27 protein-coding genes are annotated in these 25,832 nt (G+C 63.5%); 8 read left to right on the forward strand and 19 right to left on the reverse strand.

Translation table 11 applies throughout. The features are described 5' to 3' along the window. The first annotated feature begins 30 nt into the window (after nt 1-30). Genes ACN50D_RS15170 through ACN50D_RS15190 form a run of 5 tightly spaced genes read left to right on the forward strand, consistent with a single transcriptional unit; the run spans nt 31 to nt 2,574 of the window. A complete protein-coding gene (locus tag ACN50D_RS15170) occupies nt 31-498 on the forward strand; it encodes an Asp23/Gls24 family envelope stress response protein (RefSeq protein WP_003941912.1) in 468 nt (155 codons plus the stop codon). Further along, a complete protein-coding gene (locus ACN50D_RS15175) occupies nt 495-872 on the forward strand; it encodes a hypothetical protein (protein WP_003941945.1) in 378 nt (125 codons plus the stop codon). The genes ACN50D_RS15170 and ACN50D_RS15175 overlap by 4 nt, the downstream gene beginning before the upstream one ends. Nucleotide 873: 1 nt before the next feature. Then, the gene (locus tag ACN50D_RS15180) at nt 874-1,053 is read left to right on the forward strand and encodes a hypothetical protein (RefSeq protein ID WP_003942043.1); all 180 of its coding nucleotides are present in this window, start codon (nt 874-876) and stop codon (nt 1,051-1,053) included. After that, a complete protein-coding gene (locus tag ACN50D_RS15185) occupies nt 1,040-2,014 on the forward strand; it encodes an Asp23/Gls24 family envelope stress response protein (protein ID WP_007728390.1) in 975 nt (324 codons plus the stop codon). The genes ACN50D_RS15180 and ACN50D_RS15185 overlap by 14 nt, the downstream gene beginning before the upstream one ends. Beyond that, nucleotides 2,011-2,574 carry a hypothetical protein gene (locus tag ACN50D_RS15190; RefSeq protein WP_212633892.1) on the forward strand — a complete coding sequence of 188 codons (564 nt, stop codon included), beginning with the start codon at nt 2,011-2,013 and terminating at the stop codon, nt 2,572-2,574. Before ACN50D_RS15185 ends, ACN50D_RS15190 begins: the two co-directional genes overlap by 4 nt. 137 nt (nt 2,575-2,711) lie before the next feature. Here the strand turns inward: ACN50D_RS15190 and tuf are convergent, their stop codons facing one another. From tuf to ACN50D_RS15260, 14 genes are all read right to left on the reverse strand, one after another. After that, nucleotides 2,712-3,902, reverse strand: a complete 1,191-nt coding sequence (tuf, locus tag ACN50D_RS15195; RefSeq protein ID WP_003941926.1) for an elongation factor Tu — start codon at nt 3,900-3,902, stop codon at nt 2,712-2,714. 125 nt (nt 3,903-4,027) lie between these two features. After that, nucleotides 4,028-6,130 (reverse strand): elongation factor G, encoded by a 2,103-nt coding sequence (gene fusA, locus ACN50D_RS15200; protein WP_007728394.1) that lies wholly within the window; start codon nt 6,128-6,130, stop codon nt 4,028-4,030. 200 nt (nt 6,131-6,330) lie between these two features. Further along, entirely contained in the window at nt 6,331-6,801 is a 471-nt protein-coding gene (gene rpsG, locus ACN50D_RS15205) for a 30S ribosomal protein S7 (RefSeq protein ID WP_003941856.1), read from the reverse strand. Further along, nucleotides 6,801-7,175: a 30S ribosomal protein S12 gene (rpsL, locus tag ACN50D_RS15210; RefSeq protein ID WP_003941908.1), complete on the reverse strand. Its 375-nt coding sequence runs from the start codon at nt 7,173-7,175 to the stop codon at nt 6,801-6,803. Before rpsL ends, rpsG begins: the two co-directional genes overlap by 1 nt. A 409-nt stretch (nt 7,176-7,584) precedes the next feature. Further along, complete coding sequence (locus ACN50D_RS15215) at nt 7,585-8,130, reverse strand: DUF3558 domain-containing protein (protein ID WP_042453122.1); 546 nt, start codon at nt 8,128-8,130, stop codon at nt 7,585-7,587. Next, nucleotides 8,127-8,675 carry a DUF3558 domain-containing protein gene (locus ACN50D_RS15220; RefSeq protein ID WP_003941874.1) on the reverse strand — a complete coding sequence of 183 codons (549 nt, stop codon included), beginning with the start codon at nt 8,673-8,675 and terminating at the stop codon, nt 8,127-8,129. The genes ACN50D_RS15215 and ACN50D_RS15220 overlap by 4 nt, the downstream gene beginning before the upstream one ends. Nucleotides 8,676-8,758: 83 nt before the next feature. Then, on the reverse strand, nt 8,759-9,370 hold the full coding sequence (locus ACN50D_RS15225; protein ID WP_003942008.1) for a TetR/AcrR family transcriptional regulator: 612 nt from the start codon (nt 9,368-9,370) through the stop codon (nt 8,759-8,761). Nucleotides 9,371-9,430: 60 nt separating this feature from the next. Then, complete coding sequence (locus tag ACN50D_RS15230; RefSeq protein WP_007728400.1) at nt 9,431-10,216, reverse strand: enoyl-CoA hydratase family protein; 786 nt, start codon at nt 10,214-10,216, stop codon at nt 9,431-9,433. A 13-nt stretch (nt 10,217-10,229) separates the two neighbouring features. Further along, nucleotides 10,230-11,390, reverse strand: a complete 1,161-nt coding sequence (locus ACN50D_RS15235; protein WP_003942033.1) for an acyl-CoA dehydrogenase family protein — start codon at nt 11,388-11,390, stop codon at nt 10,230-10,232. Beyond that, nucleotides 11,390-13,375: an acetyl/propionyl/methylcrotonyl-CoA carboxylase subunit alpha gene (locus ACN50D_RS15240; protein WP_212633893.1), complete on the reverse strand. Its 1,986-nt coding sequence runs from the start codon at nt 13,373-13,375 to the stop codon at nt 11,390-11,392. The genes ACN50D_RS15235 and ACN50D_RS15240 overlap by 1 nt, the downstream gene beginning before the upstream one ends. An 8-nt stretch (nt 13,376-13,383) precedes the next feature. Then, entirely contained in the window at nt 13,384-14,982 is a 1,599-nt protein-coding gene (locus ACN50D_RS15245) for an acyl-CoA carboxylase subunit beta (protein ID WP_064443326.1), read from the reverse strand. After that, the gene (locus tag ACN50D_RS15250; RefSeq protein WP_007728404.1) at nt 14,979-16,127 is read right to left on the reverse strand and encodes an acyl-CoA dehydrogenase family protein; all 1,149 of its coding nucleotides are present in this window, start codon (nt 16,125-16,127) and stop codon (nt 14,979-14,981) included. The genes ACN50D_RS15245 and ACN50D_RS15250 overlap by 4 nt, the downstream gene beginning before the upstream one ends. Then, nucleotides 16,124-17,845: an acyclic terpene utilization AtuA family protein gene (locus tag ACN50D_RS15255; RefSeq protein WP_050656401.1), complete on the reverse strand. Its 1,722-nt coding sequence runs from the start codon at nt 17,843-17,845 to the stop codon at nt 16,124-16,126. Before ACN50D_RS15255 ends, ACN50D_RS15250 begins: the two co-directional genes overlap by 4 nt. After that, nucleotides 17,842-18,663 (reverse strand): TIGR03084 family metal-binding protein, encoded by an 822-nt coding sequence (locus tag ACN50D_RS15260; protein ID WP_003941918.1) that lies wholly within the window; start codon nt 18,661-18,663, stop codon nt 17,842-17,844. The genes ACN50D_RS15255 and ACN50D_RS15260 overlap by 4 nt, the downstream gene beginning before the upstream one ends. A 109-nt stretch (nt 18,664-18,772) precedes the next feature. On the opposite strand from ACN50D_RS15260, the gene ACN50D_RS15265 reads away from it, so the two are divergent. Genes ACN50D_RS15265 through ACN50D_RS15275 form a run of 3 tightly spaced genes read left to right on the forward strand, consistent with a single transcriptional unit; the run spans nt 18,773 to nt 21,002 of the window. After that, nucleotides 18,773-19,573 (forward strand): crotonase/enoyl-CoA hydratase family protein, encoded by an 801-nt coding sequence (locus tag ACN50D_RS15265; RefSeq protein WP_047268912.1) that lies wholly within the window; start codon nt 18,773-18,775, stop codon nt 19,571-19,573. Continuing rightward, the gene (locus tag ACN50D_RS15270) at nt 19,570-20,430 is read left to right on the forward strand and encodes an EamA family transporter (RefSeq protein WP_007728407.1); all 861 of its coding nucleotides are present in this window, start codon (nt 19,570-19,572) and stop codon (nt 20,428-20,430) included. The genes ACN50D_RS15265 and ACN50D_RS15270 overlap by 4 nt, the downstream gene beginning before the upstream one ends. Before the next feature lie 44 nt (nt 20,431-20,474). Beyond that, on the forward strand, nt 20,475-21,002 hold the full coding sequence (locus tag ACN50D_RS15275) for a gamma carbonic anhydrase family protein (RefSeq protein ID WP_212633894.1): 528 nt from the start codon (nt 20,475-20,477) through the stop codon (nt 21,000-21,002). 40 nt (nt 21,003-21,042) lie between these two features. Here the strand turns inward: ACN50D_RS15275 and ACN50D_RS15280 are convergent, their stop codons facing one another. The 5 genes from ACN50D_RS15280 to ACN50D_RS15300 all read right to left on the reverse strand — a co-directional run bounded on the left by ACN50D_RS15280 (nt 21,043) and on the right by ACN50D_RS15300 (nt 25,751). Further along, complete coding sequence (locus ACN50D_RS15280; RefSeq protein ID WP_209921351.1) at nt 21,043-22,029, reverse strand: pirin family protein; 987 nt, start codon at nt 22,027-22,029, stop codon at nt 21,043-21,045. Between the two features lie 20 nt (nt 22,030-22,049). Beyond that, nucleotides 22,050-22,523, reverse strand: a complete 474-nt coding sequence (locus ACN50D_RS15285) for a MarR family winged helix-turn-helix transcriptional regulator (RefSeq protein ID WP_007728410.1) — start codon at nt 22,521-22,523, stop codon at nt 22,050-22,052. Continuing rightward, nucleotides 22,510-23,604, reverse strand: coding sequence for an LLM class flavin-dependent oxidoreductase (locus ACN50D_RS15290; protein ID WP_007728412.1), 1,095 nt, complete (start codon nt 23,602-23,604; stop codon nt 22,510-22,512). Before ACN50D_RS15290 ends, ACN50D_RS15285 begins: the two co-directional genes overlap by 14 nt. A gap of 147 nt (nt 23,605-23,751) precedes the next feature. Beyond that, complete coding sequence (locus ACN50D_RS15295; RefSeq protein WP_003942006.1) at nt 23,752-25,284, reverse strand: DHA2 family efflux MFS transporter permease subunit; 1,533 nt, start codon at nt 25,282-25,284, stop codon at nt 23,752-23,754. Continuing rightward, nucleotides 25,281-25,751, reverse strand: coding sequence for a MarR family winged helix-turn-helix transcriptional regulator (locus tag ACN50D_RS15300; RefSeq protein WP_003941890.1), 471 nt, complete (start codon nt 25,749-25,751; stop codon nt 25,281-25,283). Before ACN50D_RS15300 ends, ACN50D_RS15295 begins: the two co-directional genes overlap by 4 nt. Nucleotides 25,752-25,832: the final 81 nt, after the last annotated feature.

Genomic DNA, 25,832 nt, shown 5'->3' on the forward strand with positions numbered 1-25,832 from the left:
CACGCACTGACACATGAGCAGGGAGCCCCCATGACCAGCGATTCCAGTGAAAAGAACAGCGTCCGATTCGGCGCCGACGGTGGCGCGGAACTAGTCAGCACCCAGGGTAAGACGATCATCGCCGACGCCGTGGTCGCCAAGATCGCCGGTATCGCGACCCGCGAGATCAACGGCGTGTACGACGTCGGCGGGGGCACAGCGCGTGCGGTGGGGGCACTTCGCGACCGCATACCGGGCGCCCGCGTCAACCATGCCCAGGGCGTGGCGGTGGAGGTAGGCGAGAAACAAGCCGCCATCGACATCGGCATTGTCGCCGAGTACGGCGTCGCACTCCACGAACTGGCGGTAGGTATCCGCCGCAACGTCATTGCCGCAGTGGAAAGCATGACGGGTCTCGAGGTCACCGAGGTCAACATCACCGTCTTCGACGTCATGCTCTTCGAGGATGCAGAGAGCGGCGGCAGTACCGATCCGGAAGCCAAGCCGAGGGTTCAGTGAGTACCGCCGACGCCGGCCGCGAGATCGACGCGGCCGAGGTAGTCGCCGACGCGGTTCTTGCCATCCCGGAAGTGGCAGATCTGCACGGAGGACAGTTCGGCGAAGTGGGAACCTACCTCCCCGGACGCCGCATCACCGGCGTCGTCGTCGACGAAAACTCTTGTGCTGTACACATTTCCGTTCACTATCCGGCAGACGTTCGCAGCGTCGCCGAACGCGTACGAGCGGTGGTGGCGAGATTGGTCGACGTACCGGTGAACGTGACCGTCGGCGACCTGTCGACAGCGGGATATCTACCCGTTGATTCCGAAAATGCAGTCACCGAGCCTGCCACCGTCACAGACATTGCACCGAACATTCGAGAAGGGAACTGACATGAACAGCACCACCGTCGGACTGCTGGTCGGTCTGCTCCTCGCACTCGCCGGAATCATGGGTGGGTTCAGCGGTTTCGTCTTCGCAGTCCTGCTCGGCGCCGCCGGTATGGCGATCGGAGCACACCGCGACGGACATCTCGACCTCGGCGCGATCCTCCGAAGCCGTGGCCGTGGCTGAGCCGTCCGATCCCAGCGCAGCGGACGATCCTGGCCTACGCGGCTCCTTGGTCATCAAGGACCGTGCGATGGCCAAGATCGCCACGGCCGCAGCGGTGAACGTCCCGGGGGTGGTCCGCCAGTCCGGTGGCTTGACTCGCCTGACCGGACGCGACCTTCCGCGAGCCGACATCTCGATGGGTAGCGACGCCGTCGCCATCAATCTCTTCCTCGCCGTGTCCTGGCCGTGTTCGGTCACCGAGTTGACCGGCCGGGTGCGAACGGAAGTCGGACGCAGCGTCGAATCGCTGACCGGGCTTCCACTCCACGACATGAACGTGATGATCGCGGCAACCGAGGGTTCTGACGACTCCTGTGTTTCCGGCGTCGAGATCGCGGAGGGCCCGGCACAGCAGGCACTCTCGGATCCGATTCCGCCGCGGGTCCCCTCTGCGAACCCGGCGGCCGCGGTTTCGGCCGTCGTCATCGCGTGTGGTCTACTCGCACTCGCCTTCGTCGTCTCGCGCGAATGGTTCATCAACCGTGGAACTTTCGAATCGGCGCCCTGGATCCGAAACTCCGTGGAGTGGACGTCTCGCCTGCACTGGCAACCGTGGCTGCTTCCGGTGGCGATCGCTGCCGTTGTCGCGGGTGTTGTCCTGATAATGTCGGCGATCAAACGCCGTGCGAAAACCCATGTCCCACTCGGGAACCCGAGCGCATCGACGGTGTGGATGCGGCCGACTGACATTGCACGTCTGTGCAGTAGCCACGCAGCGGTCGTTCCCGGCGTCGGCTCGGCTCACACCAGCGTCGACCGTAAACACGTCAAGGTCCACATCGAATCGACCGGTGGCGATCGAGCTGAACTTGCCGCAGCCGTCGACGCGGCGGTTCGGCCCCACCTCGCGATACTGCAGCGGCCACTGCAACTTTCGGTTGTCGTGCGAGAAACTGTAGTACGACGAAAGGACGCCTCGTGAACCGTTGGATCTCCGCGGTCGATCGGATCATCGTCCTCATCGTCGGAATCGCACTCCTCGCGGCGGGCGCATACGCCATCGCGTGGGACGCGGGCGCGTCGCTGATTCGAACCTGGGTGTCACGCCTCGATCGGGAGGTCCTCTTCGGCCTTCCGGAGGAGCCGTGGTGGCACTGGGTACTGTCGGGCACCTTCGTCCTCTGTGTCTTCGCCGGTTTCGGGCTGTTGTACCTGAACCTTCGCCGGCGCCGCACAAGCGCAGTCACATTGCGGCACAACGAATCCGGTACCGACGTCAGCGTGGATCTCGGACCCGTCGCAGACGGCGTAGCGGCCGAGCTCGCTCAGCTGACCGGCGTGCGGAGCACCAAGAGCAAAGCGACGGTCGATCGCGGACTGCCGACGCTGTCGATTGTCGTCACTGCAGATCCGTCGATCGACGTCGCCGGATTCACCGCTTCGGCCGAACGCATCGCCGGCGCAACCAGGCGCAGCCTCGACGGCTCAACCGTCGCAGTACAGGTTCTGCTGCACCTCGACCGGGTGGTAGCCAACAAGTAAGTAAGAACCACGCAGGCACCCGATCACCGAACACTCGATCACAGGCCACCCGATGGAAGACACAGAAAAGGCGCTCACTCCCCGAAGGGAATGAGCGCCTTTTTCAGTGCTGTAAATCAGCTAGCGAGACAAGAGTCTCACTTGATGATCTTGGCAACCTTGCCGGCGCCGACCGTACGGCCGCCTTCGCGAATTGCGAAGCGCAGGCCCTCGTCCATGGCGACAGGCTGGATCAGCTTGACGGACATCTCGGTGTTGTCACCGGGCATGACCATCTCGGTGCCCTCAGGCAGCGTCACGACGCCCGTAACGTCCGTGGTACGGAAGTAGAACTGCGGGCGGTAGTTGTTGAAGAACGGGGTGTGGCGGCCGCCCTCGTCCTTCGACAGGATGTATGCCTGGCCCTCGAACTCCGTGTGGGGAGTCGTGGTGCCCGGCTTGACGACAACCTGTCCACGCTCGACATCTTCGCGCTTGATGCCACGAACGAGCAGTCCGACGTTGTCGCCGGCCTGGCCCGAGTCGAGCAGCTTGCGGAACATCTCGATACCCGTGACCGTGGTCTTGGTCGAGGTTTCCTTGATGCCGACGATCTCGACCTCTTCGTTGACGTTGACAACGCCACGCTCGATACGACCGGTGACAACGGTGCCACGGCCGGTGATCGTGAAGACGTCCTCGACGGGCATGAGGAAGGGCTTCTCGGTCTCACGAATCGGGTCCGGGATGGACTCGTCGACAGCAGCCATCAGGTCGAGAATGGACTGCGTCCACTTCGGGTCACCCTCGAGTGCCTTGAGTGCCGAGATCGGAATGACGGGGGCTTCCTCGTCGAATTCCTGAGCGGCCAGCAGTTCGCGGACCTCCATCTCGACGAGCTCGAGGATCTCGTCGTCGTCAACCATGTCGGCCTTGTTCAGGGCGACGAGGATGTAAGGAACGCCAACCTGGCGAGCGAGCAGGACATGCTCGCGCGTCTGGGGCATCGGGCCGTCGGTAGCTGCGACGACGAGGATAGCGCCGTCCATCTGAGCTGCGCCGGTGATCATGTTCTTGATGTAGTCGGCGTGACCCGGTGCATCGACGTGCGCGTAGTGGCGCTTTTCCGTCTGGTACTCAACATGCGAGATGTTGATCGTGATGCCACGAGCCTTTTCCTCGGGAGCCTTGTCGATCTGATCGAAGGCCGAAGCCTCGTTCAGGTCGGGGAATGCATCCGCGAGAACCTTGGTGATGGCCGCCGTCGTCGTGGTCTTGCCGTGGTCGACGTGACCAATGGTGCCGATGTTCACGTGCGGCTTCGTCCGCTCGAACTTCGCCTTCGCCACTTTGTGTCCTCCTGGACTGTTGTTGCTTGCCGTATGCAGCAGTGCGGTTGGTTGTTACTAGGTCGTGCTTCGTGCCGGAAGAAACCGAGGTTACTTGCCGGCGCGGGCTGGGGAGCTCGCTGTGCTTACTCGCCCGTCGCCTTGGCGATGATTTCCTTCGAGACGTTCGCGGGAACCTCTGCGTAGGAATCGAACACCATGGAGAAGTTCGCTCGGCCCTGGGTCTTCGACCGCAGGTCACCGATGTAACCGAACATCTCCGAGAGCGGAACCAGCGCCTTCACGACACGGGCACCACTGCGTTCCTCCATGGCCTGGATCTGGCCACGGCGGGAGTTGAGGTCGCCGATCACGTCGCCCATGTACTCCTCGGGCGTTGTGACCTCGACAGCCATGAGCGGCTCGAGAATGACGGGGCCGGCCTTGCGGGCGGCTTCCTTCAGTGCCTGCGAACCGGCAACCTTGAACGCCATTTCCGAGGAGTCGACGTCGTGGTAAGCACCATCGAGCAGCGACAGCTTCAGGTTCACGAGCGGGTAGCCGGCGAGAACACCGTACTGCATCGCGTCCTGCGCACCGGCATCCACGGAGGGGATGTACTCGCGCGGGATACGTCCACCGGAGACCTTGTTCTCGAACTCGTAGGTAGCACCGTCTTCGCCCACGAAAGGCTCCAGAGCGATGATGACCTTTGCGAACTGGCCCGAGCCACCCGTCTGCTTCTTGTGGGTGTAGTCGTGCTTCTCGACCTTCTTGGTGATGGTCTCGCGGTACGCAACCTGCGGCTTACCGACGTTCGCCTCGACCTTGAACTCGCGACGCATGCGGTCGACGAGGATATCGAGGTGGAGCTCGCCCATACCGCCGATGACGGTCTGACCGGTCTCTTCGTCGAGCTCTACCGAGAAGGTCGGGTCCTCTTCGGCGAGCTTCTGGATCGCGACGCCCAGCTTTTCCTGGTCGGACTTGGTCTTGGGCTCGATGGAGACCTGGATGACCGGCGCGGGGAACGACATCGACTCGAGGACGATGGGGCTCGCCTGATCGCACAAGGTGTCACCGGTGGTGGTGTCCTTGAGGCCGATCATTGCGTAGATGTGGCCGGCTACGGCCTCGTCTACCGGGTTCTCCTTGTTGGCGTGCATCTGGAAGAGCTTTCCGATGCGCTCCTTCTTGCCCTTGGTTGCGTTGAGCACCTGAGCACCCGGATCGATACGACCCGAGTACACGCGGACGAAGGTCAGCTTGCCGAAGAACGGGTGAGCAGCGATCTTGAAGGCGAGAGCCGAGAACGGCTCGTCCTTGCTCGGCTTGCGAGTGATCTCTACTTCTTCGTCACCGAGCTTGTGGCCGATGACCTCGCCGATGTCCAGCGGGTTCGGAAGGTAGTCGATGACCGCGTCGAGCATGGGCTGAACGCCCTTGTTCTTGAACGCGGAGCCACAGAGAACCGGGTACAGCTCGGAGGCGACCGTCATCTTGCGGATGGCGCCCTTGATCTCCTCGATGGTGAGCTCTTCGCCGCCGAAGTACTTCTCCATGAGAGCTTCGTCGGACTCTGCAACCGTCTCGAGCAGCTTCTCGCGGTACTCGGCAGCCTTCTCGACGAGATCCGCGGGGATCTCCTCGATGGTCGGAGCGGTTCCCGTCGGGACCACGCCGCGCCAGGTGATGGCCTTCATCTCGACCAGGTCGACGACGCCGTCGAAGTCGTCCTCAGCGCCGATGGGCAGCTGGAGAACGAGCGGCTTCGCGCCCAAGCGGTCGATGATGGTCTGGACTGTGAAGTAGAAGTCCGCGCCCATCTTGTCCATCTTGTTGACGAAGCAGATGCGCGGAACGTCGTACTTGGCAGCCTGACGCCAAACCTGCTCGGACTGCGGCTCGACACCCTCTTTACCGTCGAAGACAGCAACTGCGCCGTCGAGCACGCGCAGCGACCGCTCCACCTCGACCGTGAAGTCGACGTGGCCGGGGGTGTCGATGATGTTGATCTGGTTGTTGTTCCAGAAGCAAGTCACGGCGGCAGACGTGATCGTGATGCCGCGTTCCTTCTCCTGCTCCATCCAGTCCGTCGTCGACGCACCGTCGTGCGTCTCACCGATCTTGTAATTGACACCGGTGTAGAACAGGATGCGCTCGGTGGTGGTGGTCTTGCCGGCATCGATGTGCGCCATGATGCCGATGTTGCGGACCTTGTTCAGGTCAGTCAGCACTTCCTGTGCCACAGGTTTCTTCCCCGCTCGTTGCTTGGTTTTCGGGTGTCGGCCTTATCGGTGTGTTCCACCGTCAGGGCCATGGTCTTTCAATTATGTCTCTGCCGAGGCGAACCTGGCCACCTGCGTCCGGAATCCGTCGCGATGATCAGGCCGCCAACGGCGACAAGCGTCGGAGCCCCACCCGATGGCAGTTGCTCCGACGCTTTACATCACCAGCGGTAGTGGGCGAATGCCTTGTTGGCTTCGGCCATCTTGTGAGTGTCTTCGCGACGCTTCACAGCTGCACCGAGGCCATTGCTGGCATCGAGGAGCTCGTTGGCGAGACGCTCGACCATGGTCTTCTCACGACGTGCACGCGAGAAGGTGACCAGCCAGCGCAGTGCCAGCGTGGTGGAACGACCGGGGCGAACCTCGACCGGCACCTGGTAGGTAGCGCCACCGACGCGGCGGCTACGAACCTCGAGTGCAGGCTTGACGTTGTCCAGGGCGCGCTTGAGGGTGACGACAGGATCGGTGCCGGTCTTCTCGCGTGCCTGCTCGAGAGCCTGGTACACGATTCGCTCTGCGGTGGACTTCTTGCCGTCCAGCAGGATCTTGTTGACGAGCTGCGTCACCAACGGGGAACCGTAAACCGGGTCGTTGATGAGCGGGCGCTTCGGAGCGGGGCCCTTACGTGGCATTAGCTCTTCTCCTTCTTGGCGCCGTAGCGGCTGCGTGCCTGCTTGCGACCCTTGACACCCTGGGTGTCGAGGGAGCCGCGGATGATCTTGTAACGGACACCCGGGAGGTCCTTCACACGACCGCCACGGACGAGCACCATGGAGTGCTCCTGAAGGTTGTGACCTTCACCGGGGATGTACGCGGTGACCTCGACCGAAGTCGTGAGGCGAACACGTGCGACCTTACGGAGCGCGGAGTTCGGCTTCTTGGGGGTGGTGGTGTACACGCGAGTGCACACGCCACGACGCTGCGGGCTGCCCTTGAGGGCTGCCGTCTTGACCTTGGCGGTCTTGTCGCGGCGACCCTTGCGGACCAGCTGGTTGATGGTTGGCATTTACCGGCTTTCTTGTGACGAACAGACTGCTCGAGCGAACTCGGGCCGTTCGAAAACGTGGCTGTTCTGAAATTAGGGATCTAGCAGTTGGAGCAAGAGAGCTGCTGCTCCTCACCCACCTCAGAGTCTGTACTCAGCACTTTCATGCCGCGCACTGCCCCCGAGGTCGGGCGTGTCGCATACCCCCACACAGGCAGCCGGATGCTCGTTCATCAGCAGTTTCTGCTCGAACGCGCGCACGGCAATACCTAGCTAGGCACACAGATCGGCCCGGGCATGCCGGACACGACCCATAACGATACCTGTCGGCGCGCCACGAGGTCAAAGCGAGGCCACGGTGATAGTGACCTCACGCTCTGACCAGACACTCTGGCTGCACACTCAGACCACGCAGCCGGACCGGTCGCGATCAGATGCTGCGGTTCAACGTCAACGCGCCGAGCTTTGCCGCAGCCTCGCACGGATCCGCGCCGCCTTGCGGCTCGGTGACCCACCAACCGAACACTCCCCCGGCCGGTGCGCTCGCGCTCACCCCGCAGCTCTGCGGATCGGCCGGCTGGCGAACCTGGTACCCGCCACTGCCGTTGATGTCGATTTTCGCCACCACGTATCCCAGGTGCTCGAATGCAGCGCGCTCGTGATCGAGGGTGCCCGTCTCGAACCAGTTGAAGGTGATCTTGATCGGACCCGCGGCTCCGATGCCGTCCCAACGGCAGATAGCGCCGAAGAACCCACGCCCGACGGCGTCGGCACCCACGGCACCGGCGATCTGCTCGTCGGTGACGGCTTCGCATTCTTGGAGGACGTTCGCGAATTCCTGGCTGTCACTACCGCCGTAGCTGCCCTCCGCACGAGGAGTCCCGGTGACCACCGAGCCGCAGCCTGTCAGCAGAACCAGCGACCCCGCCAAGGCGAGTCCGATCCTTACGCGCTTCACGGCGCCCTCGAACTTCACTGTGCCCTCGAAACTGTTTTTTCCATCAGATCCCGCGCCACCGTGCATGGATCCGCGGTCGGTGGCAGCAAACCGTAGGTGATCGACCAGTGCACGAAGTCTCCGCCGAACGCGATACCCAACTCGCACAACGAACCTGCGGTGGACGCGATGAAGCCCTGGTGTCCACCGATCGTGATGTCGTCGGCAGGACGTCCGAGCAGGTCGGACCCGGCCCGTTCGCGGCCGATCGGGCTACCGCGGTACCAGGAGAAACTGACGCTCGGGCCGTTCGAACCGGCGACTTCCCACTGGCACCCGACGCCGTTGCGCGTCGTCGTCGCAAAAGCGCCGAGATTGAAGGCGTTGACAACTTCCTCGTCGGTCACCGAGCCGCATTCGGCGAACATCGGGCCCGGATCCGTAGGTGCGAGTGCCTGCGAACCCGCACCGTCGCCCGGCTGATCGACGGACCCGTCGCCGGAGCTGCAGCCGACCACGGCCGAGAGCACGGCAGCCGAGACCAATACCGAAGTCCCGATCGAAGTGAGAGTGCGTGCAGCCATGGAGCCGACTGTACTTCTCGGTGGCCCCCGACACACGCCACGTGCGCGTCAAGAGCACCGGCGCCGGCCCCGCCGCTACCGATTCAGGGAGTTGCCACCGGTACCCGAACAAGTGTGGAATCCAATTGCGCCGCCCACTGTTTGACCACCTCGGTGCGTCGGCGCGAGTCGTCTGTCAAGACATCAGCCAGCCCCAGCCCGCGGGCCAGGTCCAGGGTCGCCTGTACCAAGCGGTGCGTCACCGGGTCGGAGTCGTCGACACCCAGACTCTCGACGGCCATGCGGTGCGCGATGCGCCCGAATCGTTCCTCGAGGGGCAGTACGCGGGCACGCAGGTCGGGGTCGGAGGCAGCGGCCGTCCACACCTGCAGTGCTGCTTTGAACAGAGTCCCGGTGTAGTACTCCACCAACCGCGAAATGATCGCCTCGGTTCGTCCGGCACCCACCGGAAGGTCGGTCGATTCCTTTCGTGCCTGATCCATCCGGGCGTCGAACATCACCTCGAGCGCCGCGGTGATGAGGTCCTCGCGGGTCGGGAAGTGATGCTGCATGGCGCCTCTGGACACCCCGGCACGCTGCGCGACGACGCTCATCGTCGTTGCGCTCCACCCGAGTTCGGCGAGACACTCCACAGTCACTTCGAGCAGGTGGGAGCGCGTGACTCGACTTCGGTCCTGCTTGGGCTCTCGAGTCATCGCGCCGCCATCCCTTCTACTTCTGTGTTCCAGCGCTTCTGTGTCCCAGCTGCGCAGTTTCTACTGCGCCCAGGCCGCTGGACGCTTCTGCAAGAAAGACATCATGCCCTCACGAGCCTCGTCAGAGGAAAACAGCCGAGCCGACTGCGCGATCATCTCCTCGCCGTCCCGGTCGAATCCAGCCAGGACCGAACGCGTCGTGATCCACTTCGATTCGGCAAGTCCCTGCGGTGAACATTGGCGCAAGGTGCCGAGCAGTTCGGTGATCGACTCCTCCGTGTCCTGCGACGCGGAGGTGACGAGTCCGATGGATTCGGCCTCGTGCTGGCCGAACTTCTCGCCGGTGAGCAGATAGCGGCTCGCAGATCGCTGGTCGAGCCTCGGCAGGACCGTGAGCGAAATGATGGACGCTGCCAAACCCAACCGTGATTCCGTCACCGCGAAGGTGCTCGCCGGTCCGGCGACGACGATGTCGCACGCCCCGACAAGACCCATGCCTCCGGCCCGGACGTGACCGTCGATCCGCCCGATCACCGGCTTGGGAAGCTCGAGAATGCTGCGCAAGAGTGTCAGCATCCCCCGTCCTCGCTCCTTGACGGCGTCCTCCGGTGATGCGGACGAACCGGAGGCCTCACTGAGATCGGCTCCCGCACAGAATGTTCCACCGGTGTGGGTGAGTACCACCGCTCGAACTGCCGGATCGGCGGCAGCCGACGTCAACCCAGCCTGCAACTCCGTGACCAACCGCGTCGAAATCGCGTTGCGGTTGTGGGGTGAGTCGAGAGTGATCGTGGCAGCACCGCCCGATACTTCGTACCGTACGTATGGCTTGTCCTGATCCGTCATGAGTCGCCTCTTCCTAGTAGGACCGTGGCAGACCGAGGGAATGCTGTGAGACGAAGTTGAGGATCATCTCGCGGCTCACCGGCGCGACACGGGCGATACGAGCCGCACCGAGCATGGCGGCCAGTCCGTATTCCTTCGTCAGTCCTGCGCCGCCATGCGTCTGGATCGCCTGATCGAGCGCCTTGATGCTGGCTTCGGCGGCGGCGTACTTGGCCATGTTCGCGGCTTCGGCAGCACCGAAATCGTCACCGCTGTCGTAGAGCACCGCGGCCTTCTGCATCATCAGCTTGGCGAGCTCGAGTTCGATCTTCACCTGCGCGAGTGGATGCGAAATGCCTTGGTGCGCACCGATCGGCGTCTTCCACACCGTGCGCTCGTTGGCGAACTTCACTGCGGCGTTCAGGGCGTAACGGCCCATGCCGATGGCCATCGACGCACCCAGGATGCGCTCGGGGTTGAGGCCCGCGAACAACTGCATCAGGGCGGCATCGGCTTCGCCGACCAGAGCGTCGGCCGGCAGACGGACGTCGTCGAGGAAGAGGATGAACTGGTGGTCCGGTTCGATGATGTCCATCTCCATCTGCGTCTTCACGAATCCGGGAGAATCCGTGGGGACGATGAACAGAGCGGGCTTGAGCTTGCCCGTCTTGGAGTCCTCGGTGCGCGCAACGACGAGGACCGCGTCAGCCTGATCGACACCCGAGATGTAGATCTTGTTGCCGCTCAGGATCCAGTCGTCTCCATCCCTGCGTGCCGTCGTGGTGATCTGATGAGAGTTGGAACCAGCGTCGGCCTCGGTGATTCCGAACGCCATGATCTTGGAGCCGTCGGCGAGGCTGGGTAGCCACTGCTGCTTCTGCTCCGCCGTGCCGTACTTGCCGATGATGGTGCCGCAGATGGCCGGGGATACGACAACCAGGAGCAGACCGGCACCCTGCGCCGCCAATTCCTCCTGCACCAGCGCGAGTTCGTAGATGCCTGCACCGCCGCCGCCGTATTCCTCCGGCAGGTTGACGCCCAGGAATCCGAGTTTGCCCGCCTCGTTCCACAATTCGGTGAGCGGCTCCCCCTTTCGCGCCTTGGGCAGCACGTAGTCGACGTAGTTGAAGCGCTCACCCAGTTTGGAAACGGATGCCCGCAGTTCCTTCTGCTCTTCGGTCTCGATGAAACTCATCATGCTTCCTCTTCTGTAGCGGGTTCTTCCACACGTGCGAGTACCGATCCGACCTCGACCTGCTGGCCGACGGCGACCGGAAGTTCCACCAGGACACCGGCAGTCGGCGCGGTGACGGTGTGTTCCATCTTCATGGCCTCCAGCCACAGAATCGGCTGGCCGGCGGTGACGGTGTCACCGAGTGCGGCACCGAGGCGGATGACCGATCCCGGCATCGGAGCGAGCAACGAACCGGCGGCGACTTCTGCGGACGGATCCACGAAGCGCGGTGCTGCCGTCAACGCGACGGGTCCGAGCGAGGAGTCGACAAAAATCTCACTCCCGTAGGCCGCAACGTCGAACGAGCGCTGTACTCCGCTCTGCTCGAGCACTACCCGGGTCGCAGTTGCCGATACCAGGCGCACGTCGTCGAAGCCTTCTGCACTCAGCACGCCGCTTCGGCTCAGGGAGTAGCGGACGTCGTAGTCGCCCGACGCAGTGGAATAGCTCTTGCTCTGCGGCTGCGACGGGAGGTTGCGCCACCCGCTGGGCAAGCGGCCGATGACGCGGGCCGACGCCCGGTTGTGCGCGGCATCGGCAAGTGCCGCCGCCAGCGCCGAGAGTCTTTCGGCGGCGGTATCGGCCAAGGGCGTAGACAGCTTCTCGAGGTCGTGAGTCTCGAAGAAGGCAGTGTCGGTGTCTCCGGCAATAAAGGCGGGGTGGGCCAGGACGTTGACGAGCAGGTCGCGGTTGGTGCGCAGCCCGTGAATCCTGGTGCGCGCCAGCGTCGATGCGAGCAGCCGGGCAGCTGCGGTCCGCGTCGGCGCGTACGAGATGACCTTGGCCAACATCGGGTCGTAGTGGACGCCGACAACACTGCCGTCGACGACGCCGGAGTCGAGGCGAACGCCCTGCTCACGCAGAACACTGAATTCTTGCGGGTCACCGGGCAACTCGATGTGGTGGACGGTTCCGCTCTGCGGCTGCCAGTTCTTGGCGGGGTCCTCGGCGTACAGGCGCACCTCGATCGAGTGCCCTCGGATCTCCGGCTGATCGTCCGGAAGTACTTCACCTGAAGCGACCTGCAATTGCAGTTCCACCAGATCGAGCCCGGTGGTGCACTCGGTGACCGGATGCTCCACCTGCAAACGCGTGTTCATTTCGAGGAAGAAGAAGTCGCCCTTCTCGTCGGCGAGGAACTCGACGGTTCCTGCGCCCTCGTAACCGATGGCGTTGGCGGCGAGCCGCGAGGCGTCGAACAGCTTGTCGCGCATCGCGGGGATGCGTTGCACGAGCGGCGACGGGGCCTCTTCGACCACCTTCTGATGCCGACGCTGGATCGAGCACTCGCGCTCCCCCACCGCCCACACCTCACCGTGGCGGTCGGCCATGACCTGAACCTCGATGTGCCGACCGGTCTCGAGGTAGCGCTCACAGAAGACCGTCGGGTCGCCGAAAGCGGACTGCGCCTCACGCCGCGCCGCTTCCAGTTCGCCGTCCAGCGCCGACAATTCACGAACGACACGCATTCCGCGTCCGCCGCCGCCCGCCGACGCCTTGATCAGCACCGGCAGATGAGCCTCGGTCACCGCGGCGGGATCGAGTTCGGAGAGCACCGGCACTCCGGCGGCGTCCATGATCTTCTTGGACTCGACCTTCGACCCCATGAGCTCGATGGATTCGACGGGCGGGCCGATCCACGTCAGTCCCGCGTCGATGACGCTGCGCGCGAACTCCGCGTTCTCGGAGAGGAATCCGTATCCGGGGTGAATCGCGTCGGCGCCCGAAGCCTTGGCGGCGGCGATGACGAGCTCACCCCGCAAGTAGGTCTCGGCAGGCGTGTTACCCGGCAGGCGAACCGAAGCATCGGCTTCGGCGACGTGCGGGCTGTCGGCATCTGCGTCGGAAAATACCGCGACCGTGCCGATTCCGTTCTTGCGGCAGGTTGCAAAGACACGGCGGGCGATTTCGCCACGATTGGCGACCAGTACTGAAGTGATTGTCACGGCGTGCCTCACATACGGAAGACGCCGAAGTTCTCGGTGCCTTCGATCGGGGCGGTGGCGATGGCCGACAGGCACATTCCCACCACGGTGCGGGTGTCTCGGGGATCGATGACGCCGTCGTCGTACAGACGACCCGACAGGAACATCGGAAGTGACTCGGCCTCGATCTGGTTCTCGATCATCGCGCGCATGCCGGCGTCGGCCTGCTCGTCGAAGACCTGGCCGCGGGCCTCGGCAGCAGCGCGTCCCACGATGGAGATGACGCCGGCGAGCTGCGCACCGCCCATGACGGCGGACTTGGAACTGGGCCACGCAAAGAGGAACCGCGGATCGAACGCGCGTCCGCACATACCGTAGTGACCGGCGCCGTACGACGCTCCGAGCAGGATCGAGATGTGCGGAACCTTGGAGTTGGCAACCGCATTGATCATCATCGATCCGTGCTTGATCATGCCGCCCTCCTCGTATTCCTTACCCACCATGTACCCGGTGGTGTTGTGCAGGAACAGCAACGGCGTGTTGGAACGATTGGCGAGCTGGATGAACTGCGTGGCCTTCTGTGATTCCTCACTGAAGAGCACTCCACGTGCGTTCGCCAGGATGCCGATCGGGTAGCCGTTGAGCTCGGCCCACCCGGTCACGAGGGAGGAACCGTAGAGCGGCTTGAACTCGTCGAAGTCGGAACCGTCGACGATACGGGCGATGACCTCACGCGGATCGAACGGGATCTTCAGGTCGGCCGGAACGACGCCGAGCAACTCTTCCGGATCCTCGAGCGGTTCGATGATCTCCGCGCGCGGCGCCGGCCCCTTCTTGGTCCAGTTGAGCCGCTTGACGATCGAGCGCCCGATGCGGATCGCGTCCTGCTCGTCGGCGGCGAAGTAGTCGGCCAACCCGGACTTGCGAGCGTGCATTTCGGCGCCGCCGAGTGCCTCGTCGTCGGATTCCTCACCGGTGGCCATCTTGACCAGCGGCGGGCCTGCGAGGAACACCTTGGAGCGTTCCTTGATCATCACGACGTGGTCGGACATGCCCGGGATGTACGCACCGCCGGCCGTCGAGTTACCGAAGACCAGTGCAATGGTGGGGATTCCGACTGCGGACAGCTGAGTGAGGTCACGGAACATACGCCCGCCCGGGATGAACACCTCTTTCTGCGTCGGCAAGTCTGCGCCGCCGGACTCTACGAGGGAGATCACCGGGAGGCGGTTCTGCATGGCGATGTCGTTGGCCCGGAAACCCTTACGCAGCGTCCACGGATTGCTGGTGCCGCCGCGCACGGTGGGATCGTTGGCGACGATCAGGCATTCGACACCTTCGACGACGCCGATACCGACCACGGTGCTGGCTCCGACCGGGAAGTCACTCCCCCACGCAGCGAGGGGACACAGTTCGAGGAACGGTGAATCCTGATCGAGCAGGAGTTCGATCCGCTCGCGTGCCAGGAGCTTTCCCCGCTTGTGGTGCCGCTCGGTGTACTTCTCGCCGCCACCCGCCAACGCCTTGGCGTGCTCGACCTCGATCTCGGCGAGCTTGGTGTTCATGGTCGAAGTTGCGGTCTTGTACACCTCGGAATTGGTGTCCAGTGTTGACCGGATGACACTCATGACTGATACCCCAATCGCTTGGCCGCGAGGCCGGTGAGGATTTCGGTGGTTCCGCCACCGATTCCCAGAATTCGCATGTCCCGGTACTGCCTCTCCACTTCGCTTTCCTGCATGTATCCGAGGCCGCCGAACAGCTGAACAGCTTGGTTCGCAACCCATTCGCCCGTCTCGACTGCCGTGTTCTTCGCAAAGCACACCTCGGCGATCAGATCGCCGTCACCGGCCATGTACCGCTCGATCACCGAGTGCGTGTACACCTTGGCGACGTCGATCTTGCGGGCCATCTCGGTGACGGTGTTCTGGACGGCCTGCCGACTGATCAGGGGGCGACCGAAAGTCTCACGGGCGCGGCACCATTCGAGCGTCAGCTCCAGGCAACGTTCTGCACTGGCATACGCCTGCGCGGCGAGCGCTACCCGCTCGGAGACAAATGCCTGGGCGATCTGCGCGAAGCCGCTGTTCTCTGCACCGACCAGATTCTCCACCGGAACCCGGGCGTCGACAAAGGAGAGTTCCGCGGTATCGGATGCGCGCCAGCCCATCTTCTCGAGTTTGCGCGAGACGGTGAATCCCGGTGTGCCCTTCTCGATCACGAGCAGTGAGACACCACCCGCGCCGGGACCACCGGTGCGCACCGCTGTAACGACGAAGTCCGCTCGAACGCCGGAGGTGATGAACGTCTTGGCGCCGTTCACGACGTAATGATCGCCGTCGCGCTTGGCTGTAGTTGTCAGGTGCCCGACGTCGCTGCCTCCGCCGGGCTCGGTGATGGCGAGCGAGCCGATCTTGTCGCCGCGCAGGGTCGGCTTGACCCACTTCTCGATCTGCGCCTCGTCGCCGGCCGCGATCAGGTGCGGCACCGCGATGCCGCAGGTGAAGAGCGATGCGAACAGCCCGCCCGACGCACCTGCCTGATGCATCTCCTCACAGATCACGATGGAGTCGACGGCGTCGCCGCCCTCACCACCGGCCGATTCGGGTGCGCTGGCCCCGAGGAGTCCGAGAGCGCCTGCCTTGCGGTGCAATTCGCGCGGAATCTCGCCGTCTCGCTCCCACTGCGTCAGATGCGGCAGAATCTCCTGGTTCACGAATCCGCGTACGGTCTCGCGAAGCGCAAGCCTTTCCGGTGTGGTCCACACGGTCACCGTGAATCCTCTTTCTCGTCAGTTACGGGGAGTAGCGAAATCGGGATGTCGATGTGGCGCGAACGCAGCCATTCACCAATTCCCTTGGCCTGCGGATCGAACCGCGCCTGCGAGGCGACACCCTGACCGAGAATTCCCTCGATCACGAAGTTGACGGCACGAAGGTGCGGAAGCTGGTAGCGAGTGACGTTCAGGTCTGCTGCTTCCGGTAGCAGTTCCTTGAGCATCTCGACGGTCAGTGTGTGCGCCAACCACTTCCACTGATCGTCCGTGCGAACCCAGACGCCGACGTTGGCATTTCCGCCCTTGTCGCCGCTACGGGCACCGGCGATCGTGCCGAGTGGTACTGAAAGCGACGTCTGTGGCGGCAACGGCTCCGGACGCTCCGGTTCGCCGACGGGTTCGAGGTCCTGCGTCAACGTGGACGGAGCGATGTCCACGCGCGTGCCGTCCGGCAGTACGGCCACGTGCGGCACCGATCCCGCGTCGACGTAGCCGGGGGTGAACACTCCGTACGGTTGGCCGTTGCTCGGCGGAGCCGTCAGCGAGAAGCCGGGGTAGCTGGCAAGTGCCATTTCCACCGCAACCGCGGAGAAAGGGCGACCGATCACCTTGGGGTCGGAATCGCGAACCACGCAGCGCAGCAACGCACTCGCGGTTTCCTCGGTGTCGGAATCCGGATGATCCGTGCGAGCGAGAGTCCAGACCAGTTCGGCGGGCTTCTTCGTCAGCCAGGATTCGAGCTGAGTCTTCGCCAGATCGGCCTTGGCCTCGATGTCGAGACCCGTGAGGATGAAGGTGGCCTCGTTACGGAACCCGGCCAGCGTGTTCAGGGAGACCTTGTACTGCGGCGGCGGAGCCTCGCCCGTGACGCCGCTGATCAACACCCGGTCCGGGTCTTCCTGGGTGAGCACTGCGTTGTCGATGCGGGTCGTCACGTCCGGGCCTGCATAGCGTCCACCGGTGATCTCGTACAGCAGCTGCGCCGTCACCGTGCCGACGCTCACCTCGCCGTCCGTTCCGGCGTGCTTGGTGATGACCGAGGTTCCGTCCGCGTTGATCTCGGCGATCGGGAAGCCAGGCCGGCCCAGATTGGGAATCTCTGTGAAGAACGCGTAGTTGCCGCCGGTGGCCTGGGTTCCGCACTCGATGACGTGGCCCGCCGCGACAGCACCGGCAAGCTGATCGAAATCATCTCGCTTCCAACCGAAATGGTGAGCGGCCGGACCGACGATCACCGACGCATCGGTGACCCGTCCGGTGACCACGACATCGGCGTCGGCCGACAATGCTTCGACGATGCCCCAGGCGCCGAGGTACGCATTGGCCGTCAGTGGGGAGCCGAGTCCGAGTTCGTCTGCCCGAGAGATCAAATCGTCGCCCTCGACGTGGGCGATCTTCGCGTTCAACCCCAGCTTGGTGTTGACCTCGCGCAACGCGTCGGCCAGTCCGGCGGGATTGAGACCGCCTGCATTCGCGACGATCTTCACCCCCTTGTCGAGCGCAAGGCCGAGCGTGTCCTCCACCTGCCGCAGGAACGTCTTCGCGTAGCCGAGCGACGGGTCCTTCATCCGATCCCGCCCGAGGATCAACATCGTCAGTTCGGCCAGGTAGTCGCCGGTCAGGTAGTCGAGTTCGCCGCCCTCGAGCATCTCGCGCATCGCCGAGACGCGGTCGCCGTAGAACCCGGAGCAGTTACCGATCCGTACCGAACTCATTTGCCCACCTTCGATGCTCGTCCCTCACCGCTGGATCCGACGGCGGCTCGTCCCTCACCGCTGGGTCCGGCAAAGGCCTGCGCGAACCCGAGCCACTCGTCCGCATCGGCACCCACGGCGACCAGATCGAGATCGGCGCGATTGGCACGCTGGGTGACCAGCAAGCAGAAGTCCAACGCCGGCCCGGTGACCTTCTGCGGCGCATCTTCCGGCCCCCAGGTCCAGAGCGACCCGTCCGGCGCGGTCAACTCAACCCGGAAATCGTCGGCGGGCGGCGTCTTCTCGTTGACCGAGTACGCGAAGTTTCGCGTCCGCACACCCAGGTGAGCGATGTTCTTGATGCGCGCCGTCGGAGCGCGTTCGACGCCGAGTGCGTCGGCAACGTCCTGCCCGTGCGCCCACGTCTCCATCAGTCGCGCGGTAGCCATGGAGACACCGCCCATGGGCGGGCCGTACCAGGGGAACTTGGTTCCGGCCGGGGCGGCGGTGAGCGCCTCGACGAGAGCGGTGCGCCCCGCTCGCCAATCGGCGAGCAACTCCGCCGGCTGGCGGGCCGCCTGTTCGGCAGCACCGTCGTCGACAAACCCTGCCGGGTTCACGAACGCCGCCTTCAACTGCTCCGCGAACCCGTCCGGGTCGGTGATCGCCAGGATCGCTGCACTGTCCGTCCAGTGCAGGTGCCCGATCTGATGTGCGATGGTCCACCCTTCCGCAGGCGTCATTGTCGCCCATTTCTCCTCGGGCAGATCCGCAACCAGGGCGTCGAGGCTCTCGCCTTCGGCCCGCAAGTCATCGATGAACGTCTGAAGTTCGGCCATGCGACCAGCATCACACTCACATCCATAAAAATCAAGCACGAATGATTGTTATTGCGAAATCCTGTGGTGAGAGACTGAGCTCAACTGCCATCGACAACCAGGAGCACCCATGAGCGACGCCGTACTGATCTCGCGAACCGGCGATGTGGTCACGTGGACCCTCAATCGCCCGGACACCCGCAATGCGATCTCCGAGATCGACATGATCGAGGCCCTCGAAGACGCAGTCACCGCGGTCAACCGAGATCAGAGTGTGCGCACGGTCATTCTGACGGGGGCCGGATCGGCCTTCTCCTCCGGCGGCAACGTCAAGCACATGCGAGACAAGGAGGGCATGTTCGGTGGCGCACCCGGCGAGATCCGCCAGGGCTACCGGCACGGCATCCAACGCATCCCGCTCGCGCTGTACACGTGTGAGGTGCCGACCATCGCGGCGGTCAACGGCCCGGCCATCGGAGCGGGCTGCGACCTCTCACTCATGTGCGACCTCCGCATCGCCTCGACCGCCGCAGTCTTCGCCGAGAGTTTCGTCAAGGTAGGACTCATTCCCGGCGACGGCGGAGCGTGGCTGCTCCCCCGCGCGATCGGCAACGCCCGCGCGGCCGAGATGGCGTTCACCGGTGAACCGATCGATGCTGCGAAGGCACTCGACTGGGGTCTGGTCTCGCAGGTGACCGAGCCCGAGGAATTGCTTTCCGCTGCGCACGCTTTGGCAGCTCGAGTAGCCGCCAATCCCCCGCAGGTACTCCGCATGACCAAAAAGCTCCTCCGCGAGGGCCAGCACCAGAGCCTCGAGAGCTTGCTCGAACTCTCGGCCGCCATGCAGTCGATCGCCCACCACACCCGAGATCACCACGAAGCCGTCGCCGCGATGCTCGAGCGTCGAAGTCCCGAGTTCACCGGAGAATGAAGGCCGGCAGTCAGCTACTGCCGGTCGGAGCAGTCCTCACGTCGATACTGTCGCTCCAGTTCGGAGCGGCATTCGCGACGACACTGTTCTCGCAGATCGGGCCGGCCGGAGCCACGACGCTGCGGCTGACGATCGCCGCGATCATCCTCGGCGTCATCGTCCGCCCGCGATGGAGCAGATGGTCGAACCGGCAGCGCAAAGGCATCTTCGCGCTGGGCATCGCCCTCGCCGTGATGAACGGCGCCTTCTACCTCGCCCTCGACACAGTGCCCATCGGAACGGCCGTCACCATCGAGTTCCTCGGACCGCTCACCCTGGCCGCAGTTCTGTCTCGTCGGTGGGCCGACGGAGCATGGGTGCTGCTCGCCTTCGGCGGAGTGTTGCTGCTCGGGTTGGGCGATCACGGCGAATCCGGTTTGGACCCGATCGGGGTGATGTTCGCGTTGATCGCCGCTACTGCGTGGGCCGGATACATCGTGGCCGGTTCCCACCTGGCCGCGACGCTCCCGAGCGCCGACGGGTTGGCAGGCGCAAGCATCGTCGCGGCCGTATTGACGCTGCCCTTCGGCGTCGTCTCGGGCGGAAGTGAACTGCTGGATCCGACGATGCTCGCCGCAGGCGCAGCCGTCGCCGTCCTCTCGTCCGTCATCCCGTACAGCTTGGAAATGTGGGCGCTGCGCTCTCTAGCCAAGAAAGTCTTTGCCGTCCTCATCGCCCTCGAACCCGCAGCGGCCGCACTGGCCGGAGTCCTCGTGATCGGGCAAACGCTCGACGCGTTCACACTCGTGGCCATCGCACTGGTGGTGGCCGCGGGCGTCGGCACAGTCGTCATGAATCGAAAACCCACAGCGAAGTAGTCCAGGTACCGTCAGAGCACGTCATTCCAACGCACAGGAGAACCATGACCAACCCGATCATCGCCACCGTTCTCGGTAACACCCCGCAGATCGACGAAAGTGCGTTCATCGCACCCAACGCCACCGTTGTCGGCGCGGTGACCATCGCTGCGGGAGCCAGCATCTGGTACGGCGCGGTCCTGCGCGGCGACGCCGAATCGATCTCCATCGGTGCTGACACCAACATTCAGGACAACTGCACGGTTCACGCCGACCCGACGTTCCCCGCGGTACTGGGCGAACGAATCTCGGTCGGCCACAACGCGGTGCTGCACGGGTGCACCGTCGAAGACGACGTTCTCGTCGGCATGGGTGCCGTGGTGCTCAACGGCGCACACATCGGCTCGGGGTCACTGATTGCAGCCGGCGCCGTCGTGTCTCAGGGGATGCAAATCCCGCCTGGATCACTGGTCGCCGGCGTGCCAGCCAAGGTCAAACGTGAACTCTCCGAAGGCGAAAAGGCCGGTATCACCGCCAACGGCGCCGGCTACATCATGCTCGCGAAGGCTCACCAGGACATCGAACAAGCCTGATCGAAACGACGCTCGCGGCCGGTAGCAGCAAGAGCAACGACTAGCCTCGGGGCCGCAACGTACTGTTCGGCAACTCGGGTGCCGGGAGCGCCGGACCGTCGTATCCCGGCACGACGCCGAAACGCCGGTCCGGGACGCTGCCGTCGAATCCGGAGGCAAGCTCGGCCTGCCACTTGCGTCGATACTCGACGATCTCTTCGTGTGTACGGCCCATGAAGTTCCACCACATGATGACCTGCTCGCCCAACGGTTTCCCGCCGAGAAGTAGCAGTCGAGCCGGTTCGGATCCCGGATTGCGCAAAGTCAGTTTTCCGAAACCCGGTGCTTGATAACCCAACTCGGCCCAGTCGACAGTGGTACCACGCAGAACAACCGATCCTTGATCGACGATCACGCCGTGCTCATGTGAACGATCGACATCGAGGGCGATCTCGGCCCCAGGATCGAGAATCACCTCGGCACCGAGTAATTCGGTGAAGGTAGACACCGGAGACGTTTCACCGGCGAGCGAACCGAGGAACACACTGAGCGTGACACCATCGGTGGTCACCGGCTCCGGTCGATAGTGAACGAACGCGGGTGCGGTATCGCGCGCCGCATCCGGCAGCGCCACCCACAACTGCATCCCGTGCAGAACCTTCGTATTCGGCGTCGACACCTCGGAGTGCGCGATCCCACTCCCGGCCGTCATCAGATTCAGTTCACCCGGCCGCACCATCGCATGGGAACCGATGCTGTCACGGTGCTCGATCTCTCCGGTGAACAGCCAACTCACCGTCTGCAAACCGGTATGCGGATGCGGCGGCACATGCATGCCCGGTCCTGAGCCGACGTCATCCGGACCGTAATGATCTGCAAAACACCATCCCCCGATCAGCGAACGCTCGCGTTGCGGGAGGGTGCGTCGCACTCGCATGGCCCGCGGGCCACCGAGCGGTACGTCGCGCGGGGTGAGGATCTGAATCTCGCTCTCCGCCGGATGGCCTTCGCATTCCTGCTCGACGGGCTGCGCTTCGAGGTTGCTCATATCGTCCATCCTGCCTCCAGTCATGACTGCGCGAGACGCAGACGCGTGCACAATTCGGCCAACAGTCGAAGTTCATCCGCGTCCAGGGCCGGTCCGACGTGGCGGCGGATGCTCGCGGCATGACGGCGACCCACTGATTTCTGCAGCGCTGCACCCGTTTCGGTGAGTTGCACGATCGTCCCGCGGCGATCCTGTGGATCAACACTTCTCGTTACCAGACCTTCGCCCTCCAACCGTTCCACCAGGCGACTGAGCGAAGGCTGGCTCAGCAATATCTCCCGATTCAGGTCATGCAGGCGAAGGGAACTACTCGGCGCAAGACTCAGCGTGAACAGCACGTCGTACTCGCGCATCGACACCTGATCCCAGACGTCATCGGCAGAGAGCCGCCGCATCACCGACACCTGGGCGCGAAACAAGGCTTCCCAGGCGTCGGTGGCGAGTTCGGTGGTGCTGACCGGAACCTCAGGCGGTTGCTCGTCAGGCAGTGACACTGCTTGCCTCACGAGCCGCCTTCATCGACGCGTGAGTGGGCGGGTTGTCCGGCACATGTGCTGGCCGCCTGGCCGCGAACTCACGGCGCAGAACCGGAACAACTTCCTCACCGAGCAGATCGAGCTGCTCGAGCACCGTCTTCAGCGGCAGTCCGGCGTGATCCATCAGGAACAGCTGGCGCTGGTAGTCACCGAAGAAATCGGCAAACGCCAACGTCTTCTCGATGACCTGTTCAGGGGAACCGACGGTCAGCGGCGTCTGCTCGGTGAACTCTTCGAGTGAGGGCCCGTGGCCGTACACCGGAGCATTGTCGAAATACGGACGGAATTCCTTGACCGCGTCCTGACTGTTCTTGCGCATGAAGACCTGACCACCGAGACCGACGATCGCCTGATCCGCGGACCCGTGGCCGTAATGCTCGTAACGCCGGCGGTAAAGATTGATCAGCTCGATGTAGTGCTCTTTCGGCCAGAAGATGTTGTTCGCGAAGAATCCGTCGCCGTGATACGCCGCGATCTCCGCGATCTCGGGGCTGCGGATCGAGCCGTGCCACACGAACGGCGCGACGCCGTCCAGCGGGCGCGGTGTGGACGTGAATCCCTGGAGTGGAGTGCGGTACTCCCCTTGCCAGTTCACGACCTCCTCGTCCCAGAGCCGGCGAAGAAGTTGATAGTTCTCGAGCGCCAACGGGATACCGGCGCGAATGTCTTTGCCGAACCACGGGTACACAGGCGCGGTGTTTCCGCGACCCATCATCAGATCGACGCGCCCCTCGGCGAGGTGCTGGAGCATCGCGTAATCCTCGGCGATCTTCACCGGGTCGTTGGTGGTGATCAGCGTCGTGGACGTGGACAACGTGATCTTCTCGGTCTGAGCAGCGATGTATCCGAGCATCGTCGTCGGAGACGACGGAACGAACGGCTTGTTGTGATGCTCGCCGGTCGCGAAGACGTCGAGACCGACTTCCTCGGCGTGCTTGGCGATGGTTGTCATGGCCTTGATGCGCTCGTGCTCTGTCGGGGTCGCCCCCGTCGTGGGATCAGTGGTGACGTCACCGACCGTGAAGATTCCGAACTGCATGGTTGCTCCTCCGCGAACTAGATCCATGCGTTTGCATGTAACTGATCAAACATTCAACCATCCGGCTGTATTCCACGGCAAAAAGATGAGGGCGGCACACAAGATGTGTGCCGCCCTCACCTGGACGAACGATCTACCGAAAAGCGGTCAGTGCATAACGATCGGCGTTGCCGTCTCGCCCTCGGCCACCGGCCTGGTGGTCTTGCTCCGCGGTAGGAAGAACGCCGGGATGAGGGTCAGGACGATCAGCACAGTGGCAACGAGGAAGGTGTTGCCGAAAGCGTCCGACGCCGCACTGAGAATCGAATTCGCAGCAGACTCCTGCGGACTTCCCGGCTCGGTCGGAATGTGCGAGGCCGCACCGACCATCGTCGTATCGAGGCCACGATCGAGAAGCTGGTTGGTCAAGACCACCGACATCACGGCGGTACCGATCGAACCTGCGGTCTGCTGAACGATGTTCATCAGAGTGGAGCCGCGAGCGATCTGCTCGTTGGAGAGCGTCACGATAGCTGCGGTCATCAGCGGCATCATGGTGCAACCCATACCGAGGCCCATGACGAACAAGGCGCCCATCAGCAGCCACGTCGGGGAATCCGAGGCAACCTGTGTGAACACACCCAAACCGATGAGAATCAGCGGCAAACCGGTCAGGACGATCTTGCCCGGGCCGATCTTGTCGACCAGTCGACCAGCGATCGGCATGGTGACCATAGCGCCCAGACCCTGCGGAGCCATCAACAATCCGGCCGCGAGCGTGGTGTGACCGCCGACCTGGATGAAGTAGCTCGGGAACAGCAACCCGGCGCCCATGAACGCGACGATGAACAGCGACGTCGTGATGACGGCGGTGGTCAACTGACGGTTCTTGAACAGGTGCAGGTCGATCAGCGGGTGATCCTTGTTGAGCGCGTGGAACACGAAGGCGATGATCAGCGCCAGACCGATACCGGCCGACACCAGAACCCGAGCCGACGCAACCGTTCCCACCTCGGGGATGGACGACACACCGAACAAGAACAGCGCGAGGCCGGGTGACAGCAGGATCATGCCGAGGAAGTCGAACGACTCCGAAGGCTTCGCCTTGTCGGACGGCAGAATGATGAATGCTGCTGCCAACGCGATGATGCCGATCGGCAGGTTGATCAGGAAGATCCAGTGCCAGCTCGCGGCCTCGATCAGCCAACCACCGAGGATCGGGCCACCGATGGGGCCGAGCAGCATCGGGATACCGAGAACTGCCATGACGCGACCGACGCGGTCCGGACCGGCGGCCCGGGTCATGATCGTCATACCGAGCGGCATCAACATGCCGCCGCCGAGACCCTGGAGCACGCGGAAGCCGATGAGCGAGGTGATGTCCCACGCCATCGCACAAGCGACCGAACCGAGTACGAACAGCACCAGGGCCGTCATGTACAGGCGCTTGGTACCGAAACGGTCGGCAGCCCAACCGGTAACCGGAATGACCGTCGCCAAGGCGAGCGTGTAGGCCGTCATCGTCCACGCGACGGTGGCGTACGAAGTTTCGAAGTCCTCGGCAAAAGTGGTGAGCGCGACGCTCACCACGGTTACGTCGAGAATCGACATGATGGCGCCGAGCACCACCACGGAAGCGATCTTGAGGACCGCCCCGTCAAGTTTGTCGGACGCCGGTGCCGGCGCGTTCGGCGATGTCATCGCGAAGTCTCCTGGTTAAGTGCTCGCAGATAGTCACCCGCGAGAATGGGCTTGAGAGCCTCGAACAAACGAATCCGCTCTGGCTCAGGAACACGCGACGCGAATTCGCGAAGCTGGCCGCGCTTGCACTCGATGTGGTTGGTCGTCACCTTACGACCGGCCTCCGACAAGGAAACCCGCTTGACGCGTCGGTCCCGCTCGTCTTCACGGCGATCGACCAGACCCATGTTCACGAGCTGATCGATGTTCCGCCCCGTAGCTGCCACCGAGAGCCGAAGCTCGTCGGCAACCTCGTTGATCGGGATCGCCGCATCACGTTGTGCAAGTACGAACAGCACACGCACCTGAGAGAACGAGAGATCCAGTTCGATCAACGCATCGATCGACTCCGAATCACCGGCGCTCATCAGGCGAGTGAACAACTCGTCGAGTGCTCCATACAGGTCATCAGAATCGGAAGCGATCACCTGGCAAATGGTAGTGCGGTTGCAACTATTGCCCAAATGAAAACATGTTGCAACTTATTATTTGGTGACCACCATCACGTT

This window comes from Rhodococcus sp. SB1D, assembly GCF_048573875.1.
Classification (GTDB): domain Bacteria; phylum Actinomycetota; class Actinomycetes; order Mycobacteriales; family Mycobacteriaceae; genus Rhodococcus_F; species Rhodococcus_F qingshengii.

Excerpts from the sequence above, each read along its gene's own strand:
- ACN50D_RS15170 (WP_003941912.1), top strand. The coding sequence starts at position 31 with ATGACCAGCGATTCCAGTGAAAAGAACAGCGTCCGATTCGGCGCCGAC.
- ACN50D_RS15260 (WP_003941918.1), bottom strand. The coding sequence starts at position 18,663 with ATGGCCGAACTTCAGACGTTCATCGATGACTTGCGGGCCGAAGGCGAG.
- ACN50D_RS15270 (WP_007728407.1), top strand. The coding sequence starts at position 19,570 with ATGAAGGCCGGCAGTCAGCTACTGCCGGTCGGAGCAGTCCTCACGTCG.
- ACN50D_RS15220 (WP_003941874.1), bottom strand. The coding sequence starts at position 8,675 with ATGGCTGCACGCACTCTCACTTCGATCGGGACTTCGGTATTGGTCTCG.
- ACN50D_RS15295 (WP_003942006.1), bottom strand. The coding sequence starts at position 25,284 with ATGACATCGCCGAACGCGCCGGCACCGGCGTCCGACAAACTTGACGGG.
- rpsL (WP_003941908.1), bottom strand. The coding sequence starts at position 7,175 with ATGCCAACCATCAACCAGCTGGTCCGCAAGGGTCGCCGCGACAAGACC.
- ACN50D_RS15230 (WP_007728400.1), bottom strand. The coding sequence starts at position 10,216 with ATGACGGATCAGGACAAGCCATACGTACGGTACGAAGTATCGGGCGGT.
- ACN50D_RS15235 (WP_003942033.1), bottom strand. The coding sequence starts at position 11,390 with ATGAGTTTCATCGAGACCGAAGAGCAGAAGGAACTGCGGGCATCCGTT.
- ACN50D_RS15280 (WP_209921351.1), bottom strand. The coding sequence starts at position 22,029 with ATGAGCAACCTCGAAGCGCAGCCCGTCGAGCAGGAATGCGAAGGCCAT.
- ACN50D_RS15225 (WP_003942008.1), bottom strand. The coding sequence starts at position 9,370 with ATGACTCGAGAGCCCAAGCAGGACCGAAGTCGAGTCACGCGCTCCCAC.
- ACN50D_RS15290 (WP_007728412.1), bottom strand. The coding sequence starts at position 23,604 with ATGCAGTTCGGAATCTTCACGGTCGGTGACGTCACCACTGATCCCACG.
- ACN50D_RS15265 (WP_047268912.1), top strand. The coding sequence starts at position 18,773 with ATGAGCGACGCCGTACTGATCTCGCGAACCGGCGATGTGGTCACGTGG.
- rpsG (WP_003941856.1), bottom strand. The coding sequence starts at position 6,801 with ATGCCACGTAAGGGCCCCGCTCCGAAGCGCCCGCTCATCAACGACCCG.
- ACN50D_RS15255 (WP_050656401.1), bottom strand. The coding sequence starts at position 17,845 with ATGAGTTCGGTACGGATCGGTAACTGCTCCGGGTTCTACGGCGACCGC.
- ACN50D_RS15245 (WP_064443326.1), bottom strand. The coding sequence starts at position 14,982 with ATGAGTGTCATCCGGTCAACACTGGACACCAATTCCGAGGTGTACAAG.
- ACN50D_RS15275 (WP_212633894.1), top strand. The coding sequence starts at position 20,475 with ATGACCAACCCGATCATCGCCACCGTTCTCGGTAACACCCCGCAGATC.
- ACN50D_RS15180 (WP_003942043.1), top strand. The coding sequence starts at position 874 with ATGAACAGCACCACCGTCGGACTGCTGGTCGGTCTGCTCCTCGCACTC.